The organism is Candidatus Bathyarchaeia archaeon, assembly GCA_035935655.1.
Lineage (GTDB): Archaea > Thermoproteota > Bathyarchaeia > 40CM-2-53-6 > 40CM-2-53-6 > 40CM-2-53-6.
In genome coordinates this window covers 83,400-103,260 of the sequence record DASYWW010000015.1, presented here as the reverse complement: position 1 = coordinate 103,260, position 19,861 = coordinate 83,400, and the positions used below count along the sequence as shown (strand labels likewise).

Annotated in this window: 18 protein-coding genes; 12 read left to right on the top strand and 6 right to left on the bottom strand. The window is 50.5% G+C overall.

What is annotated here, in order from left to right; all coding sequences use genetic code 11:
• From VGS11_03725 to VGS11_03675, 11 genes are all read left to right on the top strand, one after another.
• Window positions 1-600, top strand: coding sequence for a 50S ribosomal protein L18 (locus VGS11_03725; GenBank protein ID HEV2119207.1), 600 nt, complete (start codon window positions 1-3; stop codon window positions 598-600).
• A complete protein-coding gene (locus VGS11_03720) occupies window positions 597-1,253 on the top strand; it encodes a 30S ribosomal protein S5 (GenBank protein HEV2119206.1) in 657 nt (218 codons plus the stop codon). The genes VGS11_03725 and VGS11_03720 overlap by 4 nt, the downstream gene beginning before the upstream one ends.
• Before the next feature lie 2 nt (window positions 1,254-1,255).
• Window positions 1,256-1,750, top strand: coding sequence for a 50S ribosomal protein L30 (locus VGS11_03715; GenBank protein ID HEV2119205.1), 495 nt, complete (start codon window positions 1,256-1,258; stop codon window positions 1,748-1,750).
• 60 nt (window positions 1,751-1,810) lie between these two features.
• Window positions 1,811-2,347, top strand: a complete 537-nt coding sequence (gene hsp20, locus VGS11_03710; GenBank protein HEV2119204.1) for an archaeal heat shock protein Hsp20 — start codon at window positions 1,811-1,813, stop codon at window positions 2,345-2,347.
• A 134-nt stretch (window positions 2,348-2,481) separates the two neighbouring features.
• Window positions 2,482-3,963: a glycosyltransferase family 2 protein gene (locus VGS11_03705; protein HEV2119203.1), complete on the top strand. Its 1,482-nt coding sequence runs from the start codon at window positions 2,482-2,484 to the stop codon at window positions 3,961-3,963.
• Window positions 3,964-4,236: 273 nt separating this feature from the next.
• Window positions 4,237-4,926 carry a glycosyltransferase family 2 protein gene (locus tag VGS11_03700; protein HEV2119202.1) on the top strand — a complete coding sequence of 230 codons (690 nt, stop codon included), beginning with the start codon at window positions 4,237-4,239 and terminating at the stop codon, window positions 4,924-4,926.
• A gap of 5 nt (window positions 4,927-4,931) precedes the next feature.
• Complete coding sequence (locus tag VGS11_03695) at window positions 4,932-5,963, top strand: glycosyltransferase (protein HEV2119201.1); 1,032 nt, start codon at window positions 4,932-4,934, stop codon at window positions 5,961-5,963.
• Between the two features lie 12 nt (window positions 5,964-5,975).
• The gene (locus VGS11_03690; protein HEV2119200.1) at window positions 5,976-7,895 is read left to right on the top strand and encodes a hypothetical protein; all 1,920 of its coding nucleotides are present in this window, start codon (window positions 5,976-5,978) and stop codon (window positions 7,893-7,895) included.
• A 45-nt stretch (window positions 7,896-7,940) separates the two neighbouring features.
• Window positions 7,941-9,029, top strand: coding sequence for a glycosyltransferase family 4 protein (locus VGS11_03685; protein ID HEV2119199.1), 1,089 nt, complete (start codon window positions 7,941-7,943; stop codon window positions 9,027-9,029).
• A 28-nt stretch (window positions 9,030-9,057) separates the two neighbouring features.
• A complete protein-coding gene (locus VGS11_03680; GenBank protein HEV2119198.1) occupies window positions 9,058-10,287 on the top strand; it encodes a glycosyltransferase in 1,230 nt (409 codons plus the stop codon).
• 456 nt (window positions 10,288-10,743) lie between these two features.
• A complete protein-coding gene (locus VGS11_03675; GenBank protein HEV2119197.1) occupies window positions 10,744-11,361 on the top strand; it encodes an FkbM family methyltransferase in 618 nt (205 codons plus the stop codon).
• Window positions 11,362-11,425: 64 nt separating this feature from the next.
• On the opposite strand, the gene VGS11_03670 is transcribed toward VGS11_03675, so the two are convergent.
• The 3 genes from VGS11_03670 to VGS11_03660 form a co-directional block, all read right to left on the bottom strand.
• The gene (locus VGS11_03670) at window positions 11,426-12,229 is read right to left on the bottom strand and encodes an FkbM family methyltransferase (protein ID HEV2119196.1); all 804 of its coding nucleotides are present in this window, start codon (window positions 12,227-12,229) and stop codon (window positions 11,426-11,428) included.
• 120 nt (window positions 12,230-12,349) lie between these two features.
• Complete coding sequence (locus VGS11_03665) at window positions 12,350-14,551, bottom strand: hypothetical protein (GenBank protein ID HEV2119195.1); 2,202 nt, start codon at window positions 14,549-14,551, stop codon at window positions 12,350-12,352.
• Between the two features lie 119 nt (window positions 14,552-14,670).
• The gene (locus VGS11_03660) at window positions 14,671-15,888 is read right to left on the bottom strand and encodes a hypothetical protein (protein ID HEV2119194.1); all 1,218 of its coding nucleotides are present in this window, start codon (window positions 15,886-15,888) and stop codon (window positions 14,671-14,673) included.
• A gap of 354 nt (window positions 15,889-16,242) precedes the next feature.
• Between VGS11_03660 and VGS11_03655 the strand changes: the two genes are divergently transcribed.
• On the top strand, window positions 16,243-17,283 hold the full coding sequence (locus tag VGS11_03655) for an NAD-dependent epimerase/dehydratase family protein (GenBank protein HEV2119193.1): 1,041 nt from the start codon (window positions 16,243-16,245) through the stop codon (window positions 17,281-17,283).
• Between the two features lie 100 nt (window positions 17,284-17,383).
• Here VGS11_03655 and VGS11_03650 read toward each other — a convergent pair whose 3' ends face one another.
• The 3 genes from VGS11_03650 to VGS11_03640 all read right to left on the bottom strand — a co-directional run bounded on the left by VGS11_03650 (window position 17,384) and on the right by VGS11_03640 (window position 19,674).
• Entirely contained in the window at window positions 17,384-17,839 is a 456-nt protein-coding gene (locus VGS11_03650; GenBank protein HEV2119192.1) for a hypothetical protein, read from the bottom strand.
• 90 nt (window positions 17,840-17,929) lie between these two features.
• Window positions 17,930-18,616: a metal-dependent hydrolase gene (locus VGS11_03645; protein HEV2119191.1), complete on the bottom strand. Its 687-nt coding sequence runs from the start codon at window positions 18,614-18,616 to the stop codon at window positions 17,930-17,932.
• A 74-nt stretch (window positions 18,617-18,690) separates the two neighbouring features.
• On the bottom strand, window positions 18,691-19,674 hold the full coding sequence (locus tag VGS11_03640) for an NAD-dependent epimerase/dehydratase family protein (protein HEV2119190.1): 984 nt from the start codon (window positions 19,672-19,674) through the stop codon (window positions 18,691-18,693).
• Window positions 19,675-19,861: the final 187 nt, after the last annotated feature.

The following is a 19,861-nucleotide window of genomic DNA, read 5'->3' as shown; positions in this document are numbered from 1 at the left end:
ATGGCTGACGGCCCGAGATATTCAGTTCCGTTCAGGCGCAGACGAGAAGGTAGAACAGACTACAAGCTCCGAAGGGCCCTCGTCCGGTCAGGAAAACCGAGAGCTGTTGTTCGGGTAACCAACAAATATGTTTACGTCCAGATAACAGATGCCGAGCTCCGCGGGGATGTCGTCCGAGCCGCCGCATCCTCCAAGGAACTCGCCAAGATGGGATGGAAAGGAGCGACAGGAAATATTCCGTCAGCCTACCTCACAGGTGCGCTAGCGGCGCGTCGGGCCTTGGCGAAAGGTGTCAAGGAAGCCGTGCTTGACATCGGCTTGAAGTCTTCGACGAAAGGTTCTAAGTTGTTTGCCGTTTTGAAGGGTCTCTCGGACGGAGGCCTCGAAGTTCCACACTCCGATGGTCCTCTACCTGCAAAGGAAAGGATTGGAGGGGCTCACATTTCCGAATATGCAAAGAAGCTTTCCGGTGAAACAGACCTCTACCGCAAAACGTTCAGCGGCTATCTGAAGCGCGGTCTGAGGCCTGAAGAACTCTCCAACCACTTCGAACAGGTAAGACAACAAATCCAAACCGCCGCGACGGAGGCGAACGCATGAGCCAGCGACCATACCAGGGAGGTGGTCAGCGACCGGGCCAGGAAGTCGGATGGGTTCCAAAGACAAAGCTTGGAAAGCTCGTACAGGCAGGCGAGATCGTTTCAATGGAGGAGATATTCACGCAGGGAATGAGGATCAAAGAGCCTGAAATCGTCGATACCCTGCTACCTAACATCCAGCAGGAGGTCTTGGGTATTGGTTTCGTCCAGAAACAGACCGACGCCGGCGAAAGGTCTAGATTCCGAGCCATAGTAGCAGTCGGAAACGGAGACGGTTACATCGGCGTTGGAGAAGGAAAGGCTCGGCAGGTTCGCACCGCCATCGACAAGGGAACGATACAGGCAAAGCTGAACGTTGTCCCGGTACGCCGCGGATGTGGAAGCTGGGAATGTCGTTGCGGCAGAAATCACACGGTACCATTCACCGTTGTCGGGAAGTGTGGAAGCGTACGAGTGGAAGTTCTCCCGAGTCCTAGAGGACTAGGACTTGTAGCCGGAGAGATACCGAAGCAGGTCCTGAGACTCGCGGGGGTCAAGGACTGCTGGACCCGAACATACGGGTCCACTTCGACTCTCACCTCTTCCGCGCTCGCAGTGTTCGATGCCTTGGTGCAAACCTACAATGTTGTGACCCAGCAGGACTGGGTGGCATAAGAGTGGCAGAGCCGGCGAAGCAACCCGTTATCCTCGCGGTCCGCATCCGCGGAACAGCAACCGATAACCCCGACATTCGGAAAACGATGGAAACCTTGCAATTGGAGAGCACATTCCGTGCGCGTCTTCTAGAGAGCAGCCCCTCGACCCTGGGCATGTTGCGCACAGCCAAGAACTTGGTCGCGTGGGGACAGGTTAACCCAGAGGTATTGGAGGTCTTGTTGCGGAAAAGGGCCGAGAGAGACGGGAACATGGAATTCGACGATGAATTTGCCAAGGTGTTCTTCAAAAAAGAAAGCATTGCGGACCTTGCCAAGTCGATTGTCGCCGGAGAGATCGGAATCAAAGACCTCACGCGCTCAGGCGTGAAACCAAGATTCAGACTTCACCCTCCAAAAGGAGGGTTCAAACGGAGCACTAGGCGAGCCGCGACTGATGGGGGAGAGCTTGGCTATAGAGGCGAAGACATCAATCGTCTCGTCCGGCGAATGATCTAGCCCGACCCAAGTGAGCGCAAACTCCAATATAGTTCCCGGAACATTCTCGATCGGCTTACTATGGCTCACAGTAGAGACTCGACCAGAAAGAAACGGACCCGGCGGTCTGGATGGTGGTTCGACATCTTCGAGGAAATGGACCGAATGGATCGTCTGATGGACGAGATGATGAGGAAAGCGGTAGAAATGCCCAAGGCGAGTGAGGGACCCCAGCCCTTCGTATACGGCTTCTCAATGTCTGTTGGAGAAGATGGTAAGCCAGTAATCAGAGAGTTTGGAAATGTGGAGCCCACCTCTCGAGGGCCGCTTCTAAAGGAAGAACGAGAACCACTCGTGGATGTATTGCAGGAAGGTAACGAAGTGGTCGTTGTGACGGAACTGCCGGGAGTAGAGAAGGAGCACATCAAGCTCGAGTCGACAGACAGGGCGCTGAAGATAGCAGTAGAATCAGCCAAGAGACGCTATTTCAAGGAGCTCGAACTACCCCACCTAGTTGATCCAAGAACCGCAAAGGCAACGTACAAGAACGGGGTTCTAGAAGTTCGATTCAAAAAGAGCGACGAAAAAAAACCTACGAGAGCTATTCAAGTCGAATAGGCAAGGCGTTCCCCAAATATCGCCTCCTATTGTGCGTCGTGCATCGTCGATAGAACTTGATGAAGAAAATACTCATTTGAGATCCTTTGCCAACCCATAAAATCACCTAACCCCGGGTTCTCGGCAGATAGTCCGTGCTGGAGCCTTGGGTCATAGTCGCGGCGATTTCGCTGGCTTTCAGCATTCCAGTTCTGTTGTCGTCTTACTACACAATGATCCTATTCATCAGCTCGCTTCGATATCCAGGATTCTTGCAAGATCTTAGCTCTTCGATTGAGAGCTTTCCTCTCGTTTCCGTTCTGATCGCTTCGTACAACGAGAAGTTCGTGATTGGGCGAACCCTTGATGCAATCAAGAGCCTGGACTATCCCGCGGGAAAGCTTCTGGTCATCGTCGCTGACGACTCGACAGACGAGACAGGTAGCTTGATAGACAAGAAGCTAGAAGAGCTGAATTCTTCTGGCATTTCCGGTCTCGTGTCAAGACGAACCAATAGGGAGGGGTTCAAGAGCGCCGCGCTGAACCATGCTGCTCCTCTGTTGAGAGGCGAATACGTGCTTCTCTTGGATGCGGATTCGACGGTCACACCTGGAACTCTGTCGAGAGGACTAGGGGCTTTCCGACTTGACCCCGGGATAGCATTCGTCTCGTTCCGTGTGGGGCACTATAACCGAGAACAGAACGTGATCACTAGATTGTTTGCTATCTCTCTAGACCAAGGGGACACGGTTGTCAAAATGGGCTCATACGCTCTCAACGCTCCGTTCTCATTTCAAGGAGGCTTTACATTGATATCGCTAGCCGTTCTCCGCCAGGTCGGGTTTTGGACCAACGACTCGATAGTGGACGACGCAGACCTATCATGCAGGATATACGCTGCAGGATGGCGAGGCATCTATCTGAGCAATGTGAAGGTCTTTGGTGAAGACCCTCCGAGCCTGGAGGTTTGGAAGAAACAGACTGCAAGAGTGGCGCAGGGCTGGACCAAGTGTGCTAGGTCAAACTTCCGGAAGATCCTTGGATCCATCCACCTCACTCCTTGGAGAAGGATTGCCTTGCTGCTATTCCTTCTCGGACCATTCTCAGCGCTCAGTTGGATAGTTGTCACCTTTGTCTCCGCGATTGGACTTGTCCTCGGATTCAGCGCGCCTGCAAACTCGATATTCACAAGCCCTGCCTACGTTGCTATAGTCACGTTGCCATTGGCCGCCTTCTTTCTCTCGGGAGCCTACGCGCTCCACGTGCAAAAGATAATGACCCCGAAAAATCTACTTCTCCTCCCGCTTCTTTCCTACGCAAGCTCGTCCATGACCACAGCTATCTGTATCGGCTTCCTGCAAGGAATCAGGGGAAGAACAGGCTTCTTCTTCCGAACACCAAAAAGCGGAGTCGAGAGTGGCGAAATAAGCAGACAGTATTTTCGAGATGTCCAACATGATAGAATCGCAATTGCCGAGGCAGTCTTGGCGATTCTTGCGATAGGCATTAGCGTAATAGTGCTGCTGGAGGGTGTCTGGGTGCTCTTTCTCTCATTGGCTGGATTCGGAGTCCTCACGCTGAAATCGATGAACCTCTCAAGGAGCCTCAGAGCAAGTTCTGAAAAAAAAGGCGATTAACCGTAGGTCATGGAAGCTGGAACAGTACTGTATCTACGCCCCGTGGTTGGCTTAGATCCTCCACTACGTCAAAGAATCTGATCAATTGAATCCAGGAGCCAGGTTTCGACAATACTCAGTCCTCAGCATAGCGAGCCTCGAAAGAATCATCGACAGAACCATTCCCGTGTTATTTTAGACGACCGGTTGTCCGGCCCCCATATATCGGGTTCCAACCAACCAAATAATAGGGCCCGGGCCCCCGCGACACAGCAGGGCTGTGGGGTAATCTAGGTGAGGGTCTCAATAGTCATTCCGGCGCTTAATGAAGAGGAAAGCATTGGCAGAGTATTGGACCAGATTCCCTTTGATCGATTGCCAGAAACCGAGGTAATTGTTGTTGATAATGGGTCGCACGATGGCACAGCCAAGGTAGCCGTTAACAAAGGCGCGCGAGTAATCTTTGAGCCTCACAAAGGATACGGGGTAGCCACTCGAAAGGGCCTCTCGGAAGCGAAGGGAGACATCGTTGTCACAATGGATGCGGACGGTGGCCATTGGCCCGGAGATCTTCCCAAAATGGTGCGACCGGTTGACGTTGGATCTCACTTGGCCGCTCTCGGAGTTCGAATCCATAGTTATCCTCACGGGATGAGAATAAGGCGATTTCTAGGAAACGTACTGCTAGCCAGATTCTTCAATACCCTCTACAAAGAACGCCTAAGCGATGTTCAATGTGGATTCAGAGCAATCCATCGGAACGCTCTTTCCATGTTGAAGTTGACCGAGGATGGAATGCAGTTCACGACAGAACTGCTCATTGAGCTTAAGGAAAAGGGGATCTCGATCCTTCCCGTTCAAGTTGAACAGATGGCGACGAAACGAAGCCATCTCAAGGAAGTTCAAGACTTCGCAAAGCACGTTACTCTAATGCTCAGACGTTTCCCAGGTGTCCGATCAGTCCGGAACCTGGAAGCGCCCTAACCAAGTTGGAGTCAACTAATCTTCGGATATCAATCATAGTAACATGTCTCAATGCAGCAGAGACTATTGGTGAATGCATTCGATCTCTAACCTCACAAAACTACCCCAACATCGAAGTGATCCTCGTTGATGCTGGATCAACGGACGGAACCACGTCGCAAGCGTTAAAGGCTTCAGGCAACCGCGGCAATTTCAAACTAATAGTAGACAAATCTGCCTCGACACCGGCCAGAGGCCGAAACGTCGGCGCGAACGCTGCTCGCGGCGATTTTCTTGCTTTTACAGACTCTGATTGTATCGCCGAACCCAACTGGATAAGCGCCCTTGTCAATCCCGAGAACTGGAAAGAAAACGTGGGTGCAGTAGGAGGAAAGACAGTCTTTACCGACATTCCCAACGAGAGAGGTATGCTAAGCGCCTTGCATGGCGCACTTGGAACTCGGTTAGGGAGTGCAGGATCGATCGAGTTCTTCGAGGGCGACCGGCCTGTCAATGCTAAGAGCCTGCCCTCCTGCAACGCCATGTACTCATCGAAGGTTTTCAGACAATCGGGCGGTTTCGATGAAACACTAAGATACTGTGAAGATTCATGCCTCAACGCGCGCATCCGTCGTGGGGGATTGAGGCTCACATACACTCCAACAGCAGTCGTACATCATAGGCACCGAAACTCAATCGGCCAATTCGTGCGGTGGATGTTCGACTATGGAACGGGAAGAGGAGTCGCCATGAAAAGAGATCGTGGGGCGATCACTTTTCCCACCCTCTTGATCGTACCAGTATCACTGGCCATCCTTGCTCTAGCAATTTGGCGGGTGCTTCCTCTCGACGTACTACTGATGTCAATGTTGGCACTGTACTTAGCGATTGACATTGCAGCCTCGCTTGCCAAGACAAGGAAACCGCAAGAAGAAACGCTCTTCTATGCAGCTTCCTACCCTTTGATCCATTTTTCGTATCTTGCTGGGCTTACCAGAGGACTAGTTCGGCGAAGACGGGGGGATTTGACCTACCCGTCCTCGGTTCCCCACATTTGAAACAGAATTTGGTTGACGGAAGTTTTGAGACGATATCTCCTCATTTGGGCTTTTATCTCGTTTGCCGCAATAATTGGACTTTGGATCCTATTCTACGTCAGATACTCGACTGACGGCTTACCACTCGGTTGGGATACCCCATACTACATCTGGAGAATCCACGCCGCGGCTACTTCCGGGACAGAGTCGTTGGTGTTTGGCCTGCGCTACTACAATTTTCTCTATCCGACTATTGGCGGCTGGATTACAACCGCCGGAATCGATGCGTTTTGGGTTGAAACCATCGTCCCTCTTTTGCTATGGATAGTGGGGACCGTATTGATTGTGGCCATAGTCAGAAGAGAGATGAATGACACCAGGACCTCTTTGATTGCATTGGCGGCAGGTTCTACATGGTTCGGATTCTTCCGGCTTAGTTCAGACCTCCACGCGAACCTTTTGGGCCTGGTCCTAATGCTGTGCGGTACGTGGTTGTTCCTACAGGCACAAATAGAGGCGAGGCCACGACTATTCGCCCTAAAGATATTGGGACTCGCAGGGTTCACGATTCTCTCGACTCTTGCGCACGTCGAAACGGCCATCTTCCTCTCGGTTACACTGGTTCTGGCGCTTATCCTAAGCTCTTGGAGAAGGCTAGTCAGTATTCGGAAGTTCGCAGCGATTCTAGTTACAATCTCCCTCAGCGTTATGCCGGGGGTGATCATCTTTTCGCTTCAGCAACAATGGATTGCAAGCCCTTTGCAGGGGAGGCTTCCCGTTATCTCAACAATGCCCTTGATCGCTTGGCTTCTCTATTTGGGGCCAGTTGGTCTCGTTGCGCTTGTCGCCGTCTCGATGGTTTTCTTCCTTAAGCCCTTGCGCATTTCATCTCCAATGATCGCGCTAATCGTCTCGTGGCTAGTACTCTCTCTTGCAATTGGTTTAATTCAGTACGCAAATCCGGCGATCACGCCCTTCTCTGAGCGGGCGATCATTCTCATGCCCACACCATTTCTCGCAGCAATAACAATCCCTCGGTTGGGAACTCTTAGGAAGGTGACCGGCGAATTGAAAGGAATTGCTGTGATATCGCTGATCATCATCTCAGGGAGCACAGTCTACTACGCTGATATCGGGCATGGATTCTACAGCAGCTACATTTCTGAATCTGCCTCTGCCTCACTGCGCTACCTTCTATCGTCTGGGGCGATCGATGTCAAGAATTCGATCTTCATCGTCAGCGACCCTCCTGGCCAACCGGGGATTGGTGAGCACAATAGCTTCTGGGTAGGCGCATACCTTGGGGACCATTACACGTATCTCGGGAGACTCGACTTTCTGATGGCAGGATTTGAAACTCCATTCGCTGACGACCAGTCATCACAGGTTTCACGGATTTTCTTTGAGGGCCTTCCAACCAGCAAGGTGCCCAACATGACAATCGTTTACGTTGAGGATTTCAATTCTCCAGCTCCGTTGCCCAAAGCCTTCCTGACGTTCCTGCAGCCTCTTGGCAAGAATGTGTACGAGGTTAACCGGGCGGCCTGGAATTCCAATCTGACAATAATCCCTGCCTACTCTAGCGTCTTTTCATCGAGCGGAGGCTGGTATTGGACTGCTCATAATTGGACCCGCTCCGGGAGCAGTCTTGAGTTGAACTCGACTCGTCCAGGTCAAATGGCCACCGCATCGGTGGCTTTTGCAGCTCCTCAAAATGCAACTTACAAAGTTGTGCTTCGACTATGGGATGGAGCTCCATCCAATTCAATATCGATATTGCTGGACGGAAAAAATTCCACCCAACTATCGTACCAAGGCACTTACACAGCGGTGAATGCGACAGTCTTCACAGGCGCCTTAGCTAGGGGTGTCCATACCCTCACTCTCTCTATTGATAATCGACCGTCACTCCCCCAGTACGTTAGTCTAGACTACGTCTCGATCGAACGGTGACTAGCCAATCACGGTAGTTTTTGTCAAATTCGCCTGGAGAGAATAATGCGAATCGGATTGGTTTCGAACTTTCGAGGAGGCTTGAGGCAGTTTGCCACAACGCTTTGTGAAGGATTGCAGAAGAATGGCTTCGAGGTGGATGTTCTCTGTCCGGCAAGTCTCGAGATAGCAGGTTCTCGCCAGGTGGTTACTGGCCCCGCTGTCTACCGGGGTGTCTCAGCTCTAGCTCGATTGTTAACTGCACGATACGATTTGATTCATTGTAATATCGCAAGCCTTGGGATAATACCCGTTGTTAGACGAGAGATGAGTCGAATCCCAATCGTCGAGACTTTCCACGGATTTCCTCAATGGTGGCTTGAGCCAAGGATAATGGACAAGGTCGCCTATACGACAGAATTTGGAGCGGTTCGAATCATGGCCAAACTCTCGTCTTCGAGAGCTTCGGTGTCGAATTTCGTTCGCTCCACACTTCAGCAGGTCCTCGGAATAGAGTCTACGGTCGTATACAATGGGATTGCTCATTGTCCAGATTCGGATCTTACCCGAGAAGAATCGAGGAATCTGCTTAACATCGACGAAGACACGATTGTCTTGCTTTTTGTTGGCCGTCTCCATCCTGCAAAGGATCCGATGACCCTATTGAGGGCGTTGGAAATATTGGCCAGACGTGGCAGGAAGGTAAAGCTTCTTGTCGTTGGCGGTGGGCCTCTTGCCCAGTCGTTTCATAGAGACGTCCGCAGCCTCTGCCTAGAACGACAAGTGTACAGTTGGAAATATCTGCCCTCCCTGCACCCTGTATATGCTGCAGCTGACGTATTCTGCTTCCCGTCTGTGAACGAAGCCTTTGGGATAGTTCTACTCGAGGCTATGGATCACTCCCTACCTCTCATTTTTTCGGACTCTGGCGCAACCCACGAAGTTGCAGGCTCCGCTGGGGTCTCATTCCGGACCGGAGACGAAGTAGATCTGGCTAACAAATTGACTCTACTTATCGATGATCCGAAACTGAGGGAGAAACTTGGTCGGGAGGGCCGAAGAAGAATTGACGACTACTTCAGGCTCGACTCGATGGTAAAATCCTACGTTCAAATTTATGAGGAAACCTTGTCTTCTCGCGGAGGACGCGCTTAAGAGACGCTGACACCTAGAGAGTGAGTGTTTGTCGCTCCCCGATAGTCTACTCTATCTTAAGGCTCGACAACCAGGGTTTAACCTTCACTCATACTATACGGATTTCGGGTCGTATCCCCCTCTCGGATGGCGAATACTTACTCCACGGAGCAGCAACCGCCGAGGACCGGGCATCCTGAGACAATTTCATGTGGCAATTCAGACATCCTCGACTTTCTGGAATCTATCAAACTCGTTTGCACCTGTAATCGAAAAGCTTGCATTCCGCTATACTAGTCGTCCGGACCAGCTTGAGCGATACGCCGACATCGTTTATTGCGCGAACCATGTTCAAACGAGATCGAAGAAATGGATAGCAGACTGCGAACATGTCGCAGCGCTGACTGGATACTATGATCCGGGCTCGATGGCGACATGGCTTGGGAATCGACTTCAAGTCCGTTCGTGTATGGGACTATTTTGTTGGTCCAACAAAGCTAGGGAGAACTCCAAAAAAGTTCTTGGCAAACTCTTCCCCGCTGATAAGTCTCATGTCGTTTACCCAGCGACCATCTGGGCCGGAAATTCACGAGAGCGACCCAACTCTGATGGCTTTGTTAGGATCCTCCATATGACTACCCATAGAAGTTCCCATCTCGAAAATTTGTCCAACTTCTACGTAAAGGGTACGCGAGACGTCTTGCTGATTCTGAAACGCCTATCGCGAGACTCACCTAGGTTGGCAAGAAAGATAATTGTCGTCATTAGGGCATGGTGTCCCCCGGCTTATGTAGCCAAACTTAGAGCGCTTGGGATTAAGATCGAAATGATTGAACACCCACTCACCCGGGCCGACGCACTTGCCCACTTGGCTAGCTCAGATCTGGCGCTTCTACCTTGCCACTCAACCCCGACTATGGCTTTCATCGAAGCGATGTCCAAGAGTCTCCCCGTTATTGCAAACGACGTATGGGCTAATTCCGAATACTTGTTCGATGGGAAGACGGGTTTCTTGGTCGAGCCACCGAAGGATGTTCGGTATTCTAATCGTTGTTTGACCCCACTATGGTACAGGCCCGGTTTTACCCAATCTCTGAAAACGTCACTAGATACTGAGTATTTAGTAAGGCATCTCAATGCCTTGTCATACATGCTTGAGGACGAGAACCTCCTTCGCTCTCTACGAACAAAGACCGGTAACTCCTTTGTGAATAGTCCGTTCGACATAAGCAGGCGAAATAAGGAACTAGGCCACTTGCTTAACAGGGCTCTAAGTTAGCCTACTGAGTAATCACTTCGAAGGCCTCCAGCCAGAACGCGAAATTGCGAGAGATATGCGCAGTTGCAGGACCTATTGCCTCGATGACATGGCCCTGTTCTTAATTAAGTCCCAGAGTGGTCGATTGAAGCGGAGATGTCGCCGCGTTTTTCGATTCCAGAAACGTTCTCGCTTTTGGGCAGACGACTTAGGGAGCTTGTTACGTGCGAGTCGCTGCTTCTGGTAAATTTCCCGCGCTGGGCACCCGTGTTACCGGTCTATCTCATGTCTTATATCGTCGACAGTCATTTCTCACCATTTCGCTCCGTAGGTGATGTCGTACTCCGGATACGGCGTGCGATTTACGGGTCTTTTGGGTTGAGAATCATTGCTACCCAGCCTTTTGGGAACCTTCGGTTCTATTGCGACCTAGACAGCGTCTATCATATTGCTACTGAGTTCCTTCGAGGCGAAAGCTTGGGTCTTGTATCGCCTCAAGACAAAGTCTTCTTGGATGTCGGTGCTCACTACGGGCTGGTGTCTGCACGAATCGCTTCCATGCTTCCACGCTCGTTGCGAGTAATTGCCATTGAGGCACATCCGGCAAATTACGGCGCGCTAAAGAACAACATCGAACTCAACCGACTTACGAATGCCGAGGCACATAATTTCGCGATAGCAAACTCTACGGGGACAACTCATATGCAGGCTCACGATGGGATATCGACACACTACAAGCTGACGAATAATGATCTAAGTGCCAATTCATCCCCAGACGTACGGTGCTACACGCTACCAGATGTTCTCGAGAAACTCGAATTAAGTCATGTAGACTTGGTCAAGCTCGATATTGAAGGTCTGGAGCTTGAGGTATTGCAGTCCTGTTTTCCCGCTCTTACAGGAAGGATTGGAAAGTTGGACATCGAAGTGCATCATGTCGCTGAAGTTGCGCCCATACGAGACCTTCTAGTAGCGAGCGGGTTTGCTGTACAAGTTAGACGGTGGGGGATTCTGTCCGAGTCCCATAGAGTCATCGCGGTGAAAACCTCCTTGAATTTAGAGCTTAAAGACATTCCAATTCAGCTCCGTGCCTGATTCCCAGTGAGCGTTCAAGGCGGACTGTTTCGCCTTTCCCGAGCCGGACCTCTATTTTCATCATCTATCGAGGCTTTTGGTCTCCCTCGACAAGAGTGTGCACATCAGAGCTAGTGGTTTCATGAGACGCGTAGACGTAATGACCCCGCCAGAATGTTTCGCTCTCGGAAACCTGGAAGCCACAACGCTTCAGGTGATCGATGAGGCCGGCCTTCGTGTACGGCGGTCGTTCGTGAATTTCCAGCGCGATTGTTCTAACTCTAGCCAAGACTGTAGGCGCACAATGTAACAACATGTCGTACTCGCAGCCCTCGCAATCCATTTTTAGGAAGTCTATCGTCTCCTCACCATGTTCAATGATCGATCGGAGAGTGTATCGATCGGCCATCTCCTGAAAGATGCGAACAGAGTGTCGCATGTTCAGCTCCATGTTTTTCCGCAAATAATCGCAGTATCCGGAATCTTTCTCGTAGGAGTAGACACGGGTTTCCTTTTTTCGGGAAGCCAAAAGTGAGAAGTCGCCAATACTGGCTCCAACGTCAACAACAACGGAAGGAGCGCCGCCGAAGCGGTAGGTATTCGATAAGAGTGTCCCGGCTATAGCTTCGAATATGTAGCCCCTCGGGGCTAGCAAAACATCACGATTTCGAAATCGAATTGCAACGAATTGGCTGTTGCTAGGAGATAGGTAGTAGCGTATCACCGTTGGCCAATTCTCGACCTCATGCACAAGTGTTCCAGAGGCAATGAAGAGCCAAATCAAATTCGACAGATAATCTCTTCGCCCGAGCGATGCTGATGACGTATTGGCGGATGTCGGACGGGCGTATTTCCAGGAAGGCAGGAAGTGCTTCTGTTGGTTATGCATGACGTCAGCCTCATTGTTGGTAAAACCGCATGGCTAATTCAAGCTAACCATTGGTGGGCCTGAACAGGAGGTTGTTGAGTTTATCGAATCTATCGGTTAACGTAGGTCGTTAGACAGTTTCTAGAATCTGATTTCGAACAGCGCGAACCGTCCATTGTCAAACTGAACCCTACACTGGCCATACTGTTGACACGAAACTGAAAGCTGATCGAAAAGCAAGAACACGTCAGTGTTCTCAGACGTTAATCCTCTGTCCAGGAATACGTAGCGGACGCCGCTAGTGCCAAGCCAGTTTACCAAGGCAGTAACATTGGCGAGATGCAGGTTCAGAAAGCTCTCCAGAATCCAAGGTTGCGCCATTTGTATGACTGTTGCGTCTCTGTAGAATTCGAAGTTGGGGTGCACGAGTTCCACGGTCAGTACAATTGATTTCTCTTGGACGAGGGGAAGAACCTGCTGCTGCAGAAGAGTAACGTCGCTATCGTATATCTGAGACGTGTATTTCGGAGACAGGACGTTGTATGTTAAGACTGGTATGCAAAGGGCAATGAGAAGGATGGCTGCGATTCGACGGACACGTAAGAACTTGCGAATTCCTGCCTTCGAGGTCGAGGATCGAAATCTTGCGCCCACCCTTGGCAGGATAAACTGACGAAATGGTTGCCTTCGTCCGATCAAGAACGCTGTTGCTAGGAGAGAGGTCGCGATGAACAGACTTATGCTGACTGGGTCAGCTAGCGCTCTGTGCTCATAGTCAAGGTTTGGAAAGACGGTGACTGCTTTTCCAATTAGTATTGCAAGAGAAAGGGAAGCGCCGATTAGAAGCGCGTTCCGACGCGTTAAGGCGGGTAGTCCGGTTGCGAGAAATACCACGATTAGAGGCGCAATGAAGAGTCCAAATCTGGAGTAGTCTTTGTTTATAGTTTCCACTAACACCATTAACGGCAAAGTCGTGAGAAAGAACGTGGTTACTGGCTTATCTCGGCTCAAGAACAGGCCGTAGGCGGTGAAGAGTAGCCCCCAGCCGAAGAACATGTCGGAAAAAAAAATTGACATTAGTGTTTGCGGAATGTTTGGCGGAGTTGAATAGAACCAGTAGTTTCGCTGCATGTAGGCAACAACCGGGCTGCTTAGATGGATGTTATCGAGGGACTGGAAACCATACATCCAAAAGTCCACGATTCTCTGCAACATCACAGAGGCACCCGCAGCAAGACATGCTAGCGACGTTTGATAGGCGCGGGGCGAGGCATTGCCTGATCCTGAGACTCCCCTTCCGATCCCGGCTAAAACAATGATGATCAGCCCTAAGAATGCGAGAGAGGACGCGGAGTCGAATCTTTGGACTTGCACAAGTCCGAGGGAAATGTCTTGAAGGGAAAGAGCAAGAGCCAGAGGGAGCGCTAGGCCAGCGACAACGTAGATTGTAATTCTTGGTTTTCGTAGCGCTAAGTATCCAAGGGAGAGTGGAACAATCAGCAAGAGAGCGAAGTCATATAGCAAGAGGACGGCGAATGTGGAAAATGGAAGTGCAGCCGTTTCGAGAAGACGCCTCGCACCTGTAAGTAGAAAATAGCAGTAGTACAGGGCAACAGTGGACATGAAAAGATTTCCCAGATAGAACATGTCATATTTCAAGAGCGTCCCGAAGTAAACAGAAAAGACGTAGAGGGCGGCCGCCACTAGCGGAGCTTCGTCTCTACGGGTCAATCTTTTCGTCAGTGTTACCACTCCGAGGAGGGTGCCCACAATGAAAGGTATCGGCAATACTAGATAGCTTTGAATTAGGCCGCCCAGCATGTCTGCATGAGCATAAACCGCATAGTAGGCGAAGTTGCGGGACATAGAGAAACGATAAGCGCTGCTGACATAGGCACCCGGGTTTTGGTTCAAAAATCTGCCTAGTGGCACGTAGTACCCATATGCATCTCCCTGTGCAATGAACGGCAGCGTCATTGCCGAAGAAATTGTTAGAAGAACAACGAAGAAAAACAAGAAGGCAAGGCCCCACCATTCGCGAGAGGACGGTCTTCTCCGCTTTGCAAAATCATAGATGAAAATAGTTGTTCCCACGATCGCTACCGTGCCTAGGACTACCGAGGTTGCTTCCAATGGTACAATACTCCTGAAGGTAGTGTAGGCAGCCCATAGGGTCACGATCATGATACTTGCGCTAAGGAGGTGCGTATAGAACAGTTGAGGAAAGAAGCTCTCATTCCGGAGATATTTGCGCGTCAAAGGGTATCCTAAAAATAGAAATTCCCCGGCAAAGATGAGGCCCGCGGTGACTCTAAGCATGAGATCGATTACGCTCTCGCTCAAAGTGAACAAAGCTCACTGGGGATGTTCAATAATTATGAAGCAAAATAATCGCCTGGCACAGTGTATCGCGGCCGAGATCGATAGCACACGTATTGAAAATTGAAGTTCGCTTCCGAAGTCTAAAGCAAATTCCCCGTCAATTCTCCTAGAGCTTTGACGCTTTCGGCCCTCCTTCCCATATTCTCCATAAAGGGCGCTATGTTTGACTTGAGCCATGACCTATACTCCGATGAATCTCTAAGCATGAGAACGTTCTTGGCTATGCTTTCCGGAACGGTTGACGTTCCAACGGCCACACCGGCAGAGCAAAGCCATCCGGCTGCAGCTGCGTCGTCGTTGATTAGCACCGGGGTATGGTTAGCCAAGTAGAGTAAGATTCGATTCGGGATCACGTAATTGGAGGTGTTGCTCGAACCGCTGGGAAATATTGCTAAACCCGCATAAGCGCCAGCAATGATTTGGTCGACCCGGTCTCTGTCGACATCGTTGATCATATCAAACCCTCCAAGATATTCGCAGCCGCCTTTCTCGAAGACGTCCCCGAACTCCTGTTGCAGGCTTGCAAGATACTCTATTCGGGCCCGCCCAAGAATCTTGAGCCTCATTGTTTTGTTTTGGGTTCCCAAAGTTCTGATCGCGCTCAGAACCAGAGGCAGGCCGCACCCCGGTTTCACTTCCCCGCAATAAACGAGGTAAGGGTCCACCGTCTTAGGGAACTCTACATTGGGAATTCTGCTTGCTACAGGAGGCCGGACGACTATTTCCTTTGGATTGAGAAAGTTGTGAGTCCGACTTGCAGCCGCCTTTACTTCTTCTGTTATGTTCCAGATGTAGTCGGACGCTCGGGATAGTAATCTATCTACAGATCTGAAGTACACGTTTACTACTAGGGAATCATAGAAGTGGCGGGGTCGACCAATGAACCAGTCTACCCTGTAGTACGCAAAGGAATCGAGCAACTTGAGTTTTTTCAATAACAAAGTGATCAGCCCACCTCCCCAGCCAATTCCTAAGCCCGAAATCCGAGCGTTCCGGCCTCCCAGAAGTCTTCTGGCTTTGATCGCGAATGAAAGCGTTAAGCAAGTATTGAGCAAGAACATGGGAAGCCGACTTGCATACCACTCCGCCCTGTTACGCAATCTTAGCGGAAGCTTCATCGATGAGATTTTCTTAGCCTGTTCTTCCCGGATAGTGTACAGCTCAAAAAGAGACCCTGAAAACTGACCCATCGACGTCCACCTTATCACGGCGACCGTGGTGAAACGGCTGGCTATGGTGCCCATGTCAAACGCGTAGGTTTCGGAGCCTGTCACGATGAGTAGGTTCCTGGGTGTCAAGGAGCCACTACACGTCGACTATTGTTTACGCTCCGTAGCTGGGCCATATTTTGGAATCTCAACGATTTAGGCTAACTGGGCTGTAGATAAAATGCTTTGGCGGTTCTTATTCCCCCAACATCGGAATTCGGTTGTGGACCAGTAAACCGTTGGGGTCGAATTTCCTTTGGGCCATTTTGTCCGTCCACTCGGCTCTCCTATTCTAGGGTGGCGTTGGCTCTAATGGCCAATCCAGCCCAACTGAGTTGGGAGGCTGACTACGTGTCTATCTAGAAATCCTTGCCATCGTTCTAGACTTGATTTAGAGTCAAAAGTCATATAGGAACGTTATAACCTCCCAAACAACGGCTTGGTTTGGCATCGACTTTGAAGGCGATAGTTACCGGTGGAGCAGGTTTCGTCGGCTCAAATTACTCTTCCCATCTTCTTCAGGCAGGATCCGAAGTGGTCGTTTATGATGATTTTTCGCGAGGTTCAGGCTGTGTTCAAAATCTTGAATGGCTTAAGTCGCATGCTAATTCCAAGAACCTCAGCGTTGTCAAAGACAACGTGCAAGATGCCGAATCCTTGGCCAAGGCCGCTAAGGGCTGTAATCTAATTGTTCACGCGGCAGCCCAGGTGTCCGTCCCTAGATCCGTTTCTAAGCCTAGGTTGGACTTTGAGTCTAACGCTCATGGTACGTTGAATGTTCTAGAAGCGGCTAGAAGATCGGATACTGACCCTGCCATCTTGTACACTTCTAGCAACAAGGTCTACGGTATTCCAAACGCCCCTTTGCAAGAACTAAAGCTTCGATACGATTTCGAAGATCTACCCGACGGAGTGGATGAGGCATTTCCTATCAAGGGAGAAGAGCCGTACGGGGTGAGCAAGTCAGCCGGAGACCTGTATCTTCACGCCTATTCTGAACAATACGGATTGAAGACTGTCTCTTTCCGATGTAGCTGCATGTTCGGACCCCACCAATACGGGAAAGAGGAGCAGGGCTGGGTCGCATGGTTCTGCATAGCAGCAGCGCTCGGAAAGCCATTAAGTATCTACGGAGATGGCAAACAAGTTCGCGACCTACTCTACATCGACGATGTCGTCAACGCTTTCGATCTTGCCACAAGAAACATTGACAAAGTAAAGGGCGAAGCGATCAACCTTGGAGGCGGCAAAGAAAACGTAGCCTCCCTCCTCGAGACGATAGCCTATCTCGAGTCTCTCACAAACACGAAGATGCATTTGACATTCAAGGACTGGAGGCCAGGAGACAACAAGTGTTACTACACTAACTGCAAGAAGGCAAGGGCGCTAATGGGCTGGACGCCAACCGTTCCTTGGAAGCAGGGAGTGGACAGGACTCTGAACTGGGTCAAAAGTAACACGCGCGAAGTTTCCGCCGTCATATGAGATACAAGTGCGATGGGAGACCTCCGTTCCCATTTTAGGGACAAGGGTTTTCGAATCTCTCTAGTTAATTGATCGAATATTGCTCCTGCTAGAGGCAGAACTATTTTCTGTTCTCAGGATTCGGGGCATGGTCGTCTCTCTCTTTCAACTGTGCCTTCTGTGTTTGAACGTGGCTCTGAGGCGGAACTATTGGTTTGAGTTTCGCTGGAGTAGCTGGGGGTGGATCAACAATTCTCAGTTGTGAGGCCGACGGGTGCGGAGGATGCCTCGTTGTTGTCTTTCGTGAGTGCGTTCTATTCTTGACCTGAACTTGTGGTTCCTGTGATGTCCGTATTCTTTTCATCCCAAGGTAAAGATATGTGGCGATTGATGCAGATGAGATCCCAAAGGCGACGCTGAGAACTGGAACCAGTATTGGTGAGAGACTGTCTACGTAAGTTTGGAAGTAGATATTGTTCAGGTATGTTGTGTAGAGAGAGATGGACAGGGAAATGATTACTAATAGCTCTACGATAATGATGAGCCAAGCCTTCTTCGGGAAGTTCCACCAAGTCAAGTAGCCGATTTTTGAGACCTCCGGAAAGTCTCATTAGAATTCTCCGCGAGCTGGGATTAAGGCGAGGTGTTACTCCCCCGGAGAGACGCTTTATTGTTGAAGGCCAGGAGACGAACGGTTTGAGGTTCTGCCGGCTAGCTTGCGGTCGGACATGACCGCCCTAAGTCCTTCAAGTACACCTAGACCAAGGATTCCGACAAGGACTATATGGCCCAAGCTTATCAGCGTAAGAGCTCTTCTTGAAAATGCGAAGGCCGCGAGGGGAACGTTGTTGTCGCCAGCAAACAGAAGCGTCAAGGTAACCACGGCAACCATTGGGATAGCCAAGTAGACAGATTCTCTGTGCGGCCCTGTCACGAGCTTGAAGTCTCCATTCACCAATGCTAGGACTAGAACGAGCCCTAACGCGCCAATTTCAAGAGCAGTGTCCGCCGGACCGGGTAGCCCCAAGCTTATTCCAAATTGGAAATCCGAAATTGGATAGAGTGGAGGAGTAGTTCCAACGATTGAGTCAGCTACGAGATGAGAAAGGATCCCAGCTGAGAATGCTAATCCGAGATTCTTGAACCTAAAGACGAGAACTGCGCAAATGGGCATGAGAATGATCAATGAGTGAGTGTACGTGTGGTGTTGGATTAGCGGTTTGAAGTAGATGTCGAAGTCAGGCAGCATCCCCGCCAGAAGAGCCATGTAAGCCGCGGGGTTTGCCTTGGCTCGCCTTCCAGTAAGCTTGGCGAAGATATAGCTCCAGCAGCTGTGTCCGAGGAGAAACAACACTCACTCTGCTCCACTTTTCCAAGTTTGCCTCAATCCGATGCTCAGCTCGCGGAGACAGCGATCCTCTAATGTTCCTAGATGGAGCTGGGGCTCTCATTCTCTATTGACTTTTCGAGAATTTTTCCCTGTTCGCTCTTACGCCAATCCATGAATAATTGAATCCCTTGTTTGAGGGACACCTTGGGGCTGTATCCTAGAACCTTTCTGGCTTTCTCGATGTTTGCGCAGCTTGCTCTGACCTCGCCTGGCCTTGGAGGTTCGTGATGTATGGGGGAGTTTGGCTTCCTCATCTTGGAGAAGATGGTTGCAAGCATGTTTATCGTTGAGGGACTTCCAGTTCCAATGTTGAACGTGTGACCTATTGCGCGGTCGTTGCGCAGGACGCTTGCCATTGCATCGGTAACATCGGAGACGTAGACGAAGTCCCTTGTTTGCTCTCCATCTCCGTATACCGTCAAAGGTTTGCCGAGTCTAATGGCTTCTGCGAATTGTGCCATAACACCAGCGTAAGGTCCCGGGGACCTTCGAGGTCCGTAGACATTCATAAGGCGTAGAATAACCGTTTTCAAACCGTGCGTTTGATTGTATGCTCTTACATAGGCTTCTCCCGCCGCTTTGGTGGCTCCGTAAAGATTAGAGGGATTTGATCCCAATTCTTCTTCCGAAGGAAACCTCAGCTCGTTTCCATAAACGGCGGCAGATGACGCAAAGATCAATTTGTCTATGGAGTGTTTCAAGCAGGCCTCCAGTACGTTCAAAGTCCCTTCGACATTGACTCTATGGACTAGGTAGGGATCCTCCCTTGATCGTGCGACGCTGACAACGGCAGCCAGATGAACGACGGCGTCAACACCTTCAAGAGCCTCTTCAATCTTGTCATGGTCAAGAACACTGCCTCTCACGAATCTGAATCTTGGATTATTCATTTGTTGACTGACGTTGCCAAGTAGACCGGAGGAAAGATCGTCTAGTACTGTAACTTCGGCTTTCGAGATCACATCATCAATAAAATTGCTCCCGATGAAACCGAAGCCCCCAGTGACCAAGATTCTTTTCATCGGAACTATCCCAGTCGCAAATTCATCACCCTAAAAAGCACATTCCTTCACGCCTCAGATCGGCCCACTACGTTCCGAAGAGGTGACCGCGCCAGCACGGGCCCGGAACATGATGTCGACTGGTCTCCAATAGTATATCCTTACTGTCCACTCCCGTGGATGACAGTTCTTCCATGTAACACCAGGG

Excerpts from the sequence above, each read along its gene's own strand:
- VGS11_03725 (HEV2119207.1), top strand. The coding sequence starts at position 1 with ATGGCTGACGGCCCGAGATATTCAGTTCCGTTCAGGCGCAGACGAGAA.
- VGS11_03720 (HEV2119206.1), top strand. The coding sequence starts at position 597 with ATGAGCCAGCGACCATACCAGGGAGGTGGTCAGCGACCGGGCCAGGAA.
- hsp20 (HEV2119204.1), top strand. The coding sequence starts at position 1,811 with ATGGCTCACAGTAGAGACTCGACCAGAAAGAAACGGACCCGGCGGTCT.
- VGS11_03685 (HEV2119199.1), top strand. The coding sequence starts at position 7,941 with ATGCGAATCGGATTGGTTTCGAACTTTCGAGGAGGCTTGAGGCAGTTT.
- VGS11_03670 (HEV2119196.1), bottom strand. The coding sequence starts at position 12,229 with ATGCATAACCAACAGAAGCACTTCCTGCCTTCCTGGAAATACGCCCGT.
- VGS11_03640 (HEV2119190.1), bottom strand. The coding sequence starts at position 19,674 with ATGAAAAGAATCTTGGTCACTGGGGGCTTCGGTTTCATCGGGAGCAAT.